Consider the following 3,750-nt stretch of genomic DNA (forward strand, 5'->3'; position numbering starts at 1 on the left):
TATAGTCACCAAGAACTGTTTCGCCAGTTAACAAAGAATAAGCGATTTCAACAATACCACTGTCGAAAGTATCAGCCACGTTTGCTGATAAAGTTGTTGTTTGAACATCAAGTAGCATTGAACCTTGGGCTGTGGTGTAACGAGTGGGGATGGTTTGATCGGCCATAAACCGCAAATGAGTGGCGCTTTCGCCAGAACGCTTTAGCGACACTTCACCATCCGGACGTACTTTGAACGTGACTGGGGTTTCAAATCCTGCTTGGTGCTCGGTATAGCGTAAGTAGGCCGTGCCGTTCATTTCGACCAGGGTGCCGGTTTCTGTAAAAGTAAAGGTCTCTTTATCACCGTCTTGGTGGATAGTTGTTTGTAATTTTACTGATACGGGTCGTTCGTTGTTAGTGGCAGACATATAAAATCTCCTTATAAAATCCTATTGAACCTATTATACAGGCTTTTGTACGTTATAATGTAAGAAACAATTGATCTGATAAATCAGAAAGGCGTTGTGGCAATCATGATGACAACAGTAAAAGAGAAAGTTTTCCGCGACCCAGTGCATAACTTTATTCGTGTCCAAGATCAGGTTATTCTTGACTTGATCGGCACCACTGAGTTTCAACGGTTGCGACGCATCAAGCAGTTGGGCGTTGCCAGTGCCGTCTTCCACGGTGCGGAACACTCACGATTTTCACATTCATTAGGGGTCTACGAAATTGCACGGCAATTTGCTGATCACCTTGAGAAGTTTTTCCCTTCTAAGGAACCTGGGGATGGCTTGTGGGATGCAAACGAACGATTGGTGTTGTTAAGTGCGGCGTTGCTACATGATTTAGGCCACGGCCCATACTCACATACGTTCGAACATATTTTTAATACTGATCACGAAGCTTATACGCAACAAATTATTTTGTCACCAGAAACAGAAATCCACCAAGTGTTGGCTGAGGTGGCACCTGATTTCCCGGCCAAGGTGGCGAGTGTGATTGCCAAGACCTATCCGAACCCGCAAGTGGTGCAATTGATTTCAAGTCAAATCGATGCCGACCGGATGGATTATCTGTTACGAGATGCTTATTATTCGGGTGCCACTTACGGTGAATTTGATTTGTCACGCATTATTCACGTGATGCGTCCTTATGAGGGCGGGATCGCCTTCGATCAAAAGGGCATGTATGCCATTGAAGACTATGTGGTCTCACGCTACCAAATGTACGTGCAGGTGTACTTCCACCCGGTTTCACGTTCGTTTGAGGTGTTGCTACAACATCTACTAGAACGTGCGAAGTTCTTGTACGATGAGAGTCAGGCAGATCCACGTATTTCAGCGGATTTCATTTCGCCAGCCTTACAACCGCTCTTCGCCGGTGAGGTGACACTCCAACAATACTTGATGTTGGATGACTCGGTCATGCTGGCTAATATTAGCGAATGGCGTTTGGCTGATGATGCGATTTTAGCTGATTTGGCAACACGTTTCTTGGATCGTAAACCACTGAAGTCGATTTTGATTGAAGATGATGCACGTAGTTTGCTGCCAGCAATTACGAAATTGATTTCATCAGCTGGGTTTGATGAGCGTTATTACACCGCAGAAAACGATAGTTATGACTTACCGTATGATGCTTATAATCCGCGTGATAAAAAGCCACGAACCCAAATTGAATTAATTCAGCCAGCTGGTGAGTTGGTTGAATTGTCAACGCAAAGTGCGCTGGTTGAAGCGATGACAGGCCGCATCTTTGGTAATGCCCGCTTCTTCTTCCCACGTGAGATGATGAGTGAACATGCTGTGGGTGATGTCATGGCGCCGCTTTACAATGAATTCCAGCGTTATGTGCATAACGAAACACTAATTGCACCAGTAACTAAATAAGGTGGGCCGAGTGCTGCCAGACGAAACCGTTTATGGGGGATAAACATGACGATTAAGCTAATTACAATTGATATTGATGACACATTGGTGAATACAGCCAAGCAAGTTACGCCACGTGTGAAGGCTGCATTGAACGAAGCAACGGCGCAAGGCGTTAAAGTTGTTCTGACGACAGGACGTCCATTGCCGGGCGTGCAAGAATACTTGGATGAACTGGGATTGAACAATCGTGACGACCAGTATGCAGTGACGTATAACGGTGGCGTTGTGCAAACTACCTCAGGTAAGGCGCTGGGCGGTCAGGAATTGTCGTACGACGATTATTTGACGTTGCGTGAAGTGGCCAATGACTTGGGTGCGTACCTGCAAGTTGAAACGTTGGATGCTGCCTATACAACGGATGACACAATCAACTATTGGGCAAGTCGTGAAAACTTCTTGATTAAGATGCCGTTGCATGTGACGGATATGGCTGAGATGGATCCAAATGACCATTATGTTAAGTTCATGTTTATCGGTGACGAAGCCGACGTGGATCGCTGGCGTGAGGCATTGCCCCAAGCCATTCGTGATAAGTACTATATTGTCAAGTCAACGCCCCAACACTTGGAGTTCATGCACAAGGATGCTACGAAGGGGAGCGGGTTATTGGCACTAGCAGAATTGCTGGGCATCGACCGATCAGAGACCATGGCGTTGGGCGACCAACAAAATGATCTGACGATGATTGAGGCGGCTGGTTTGGGTGTCGCCATGGGAAATGCAGTGCCTGAAGTGAAGGCAATTGCGGACGTTGAAACCACGACACAAAATGAAGATGGCGTTGGTGTGGCAGTCGAAAAATGGGTTCTTGGTCGAGATATGCCGGAATTGGCGGATTAACCGAGAATAATATTTGCCGAAATGCCTGAAATATTGTAAGATAAGACATTGAGTAAGACCGCGAAAGGACGTGCAGTGATTTGGCATTAACACAATTTGACGGCCAAAATAAGGCTGAGCTTTCAATGATTGAAGTTGCTCGTGCGATTTTGTCTGACCGTCATGACACCATGGCGTTTAGTGATTTGTTGAATGAAGTACAATCATTCACTGGTAAGACGGACGAAGAGATTCGTGCGCGCTTGGCACAATTTTACACTGATTTGAATATTGACGGTTCATTCATTTCTTTGGGTGATAACGTTTGGGGGCTTCGTTCATGGTACCCAATCGACTCAATCGATGAAGCCGTTCACTTGGATCTTGAAGAAGAAGAAGGTCAACCAAAGAAGAAGAAGCGTAAGAAGATCAATGCCTTCTTGGCAGACGTTGCAGATGATGACGATGTTATCGACTACAATGATGATGATCCTGAAGACGATGACTTCGGTGACGTTGAAGAAGAAGACGAGACGGCAGCTGCATCAGATGATGATGACGATGCGGATGACGACGATGACGACGATTCAGATGACAACTTCGGTAATGACGAAGTTGCCGGCGGAATCGGTGAAGAAATCGGTGGCATCGCTCCAGTCGACGACGACTATGGTTCAGGTGACATCGAACGTTAATTTTTAATTAACAATAAAAACGCATGGCTGTGAGGGCTATGCGTTTTTTTGTGATTGTTAAAACGTTTTTGCATTTTCTTAAGAATTCCCGTAAACTGGTAAAGTTGCTTTTTTAGAGGTAACCGCGAGAAAGCCCTCGCGTAATAAAGTAAAGCGTGCGCGGTAAACCGCACGTTAATCAAGAACCGGAAGAGAGGTATTCATTATGAATGCACCACAAACGTCCCCAAAGTTTTCTTGGGAACACGTCGCTAAAATTTTTAAGCCATCATGGTATGTCGAACAGATGAAGGGCTGGGCAACAGCCTCATACATGTTGTT

At 45.6% G+C, this 3,750-nt stretch carries 4 protein-coding genes; 3 read left to right on the forward strand and 1 reads right to left on the reverse strand.

The window, feature by feature from the left end:
• On the reverse strand, positions 1 to 409 hold a 409-nt coding region (locus tag WEIDD23_RS05250; protein WP_062358817.1), incomplete at its 3' end, for a YwiB family protein.
• Positions 410 to 514: 105 nt separating this feature from the next.
• Here WEIDD23_RS05250 and WEIDD23_RS05255 point away from each other — a divergent pair.
• The 3 genes from WEIDD23_RS05255 (at position 515) to rpoE (ending at position 3,429) form a co-directional block, all read left to right on the forward strand.
• Positions 515 to 1,873, forward strand: a complete 1,359-nt coding sequence (locus WEIDD23_RS05255; RefSeq protein ID WP_010372056.1) for an HD domain-containing protein — start codon at positions 515 to 517, stop codon at positions 1,871 to 1,873.
• Between the two features lie 45 nt (positions 1,874 to 1,918).
• Positions 1,919 to 2,755, forward strand: a complete 837-nt coding sequence (gene yidA / locus WEIDD23_RS05260; protein ID WP_010372054.1) for a sugar-phosphatase — start codon at positions 1,919 to 1,921, stop codon at positions 2,753 to 2,755.
• Between the two features lie 80 nt (positions 2,756 to 2,835).
• Positions 2,836 to 3,429: a DNA-directed RNA polymerase subunit delta gene (gene rpoE, locus WEIDD23_RS05265; protein WP_010372050.1), complete on the forward strand. Its 594-nt coding sequence runs from the start codon at positions 2,836 to 2,838 to the stop codon at positions 3,427 to 3,429.
• The last annotated feature ends 321 nt before the right edge of the window (positions 3,430 to 3,750 follow it).

This window comes from Weissella sp. DD23, from assembly GCF_001579105.1.
GTDB lineage: Bacteria > Bacillota > Bacilli > Lactobacillales > Lactobacillaceae > Weissella > Weissella cibaria.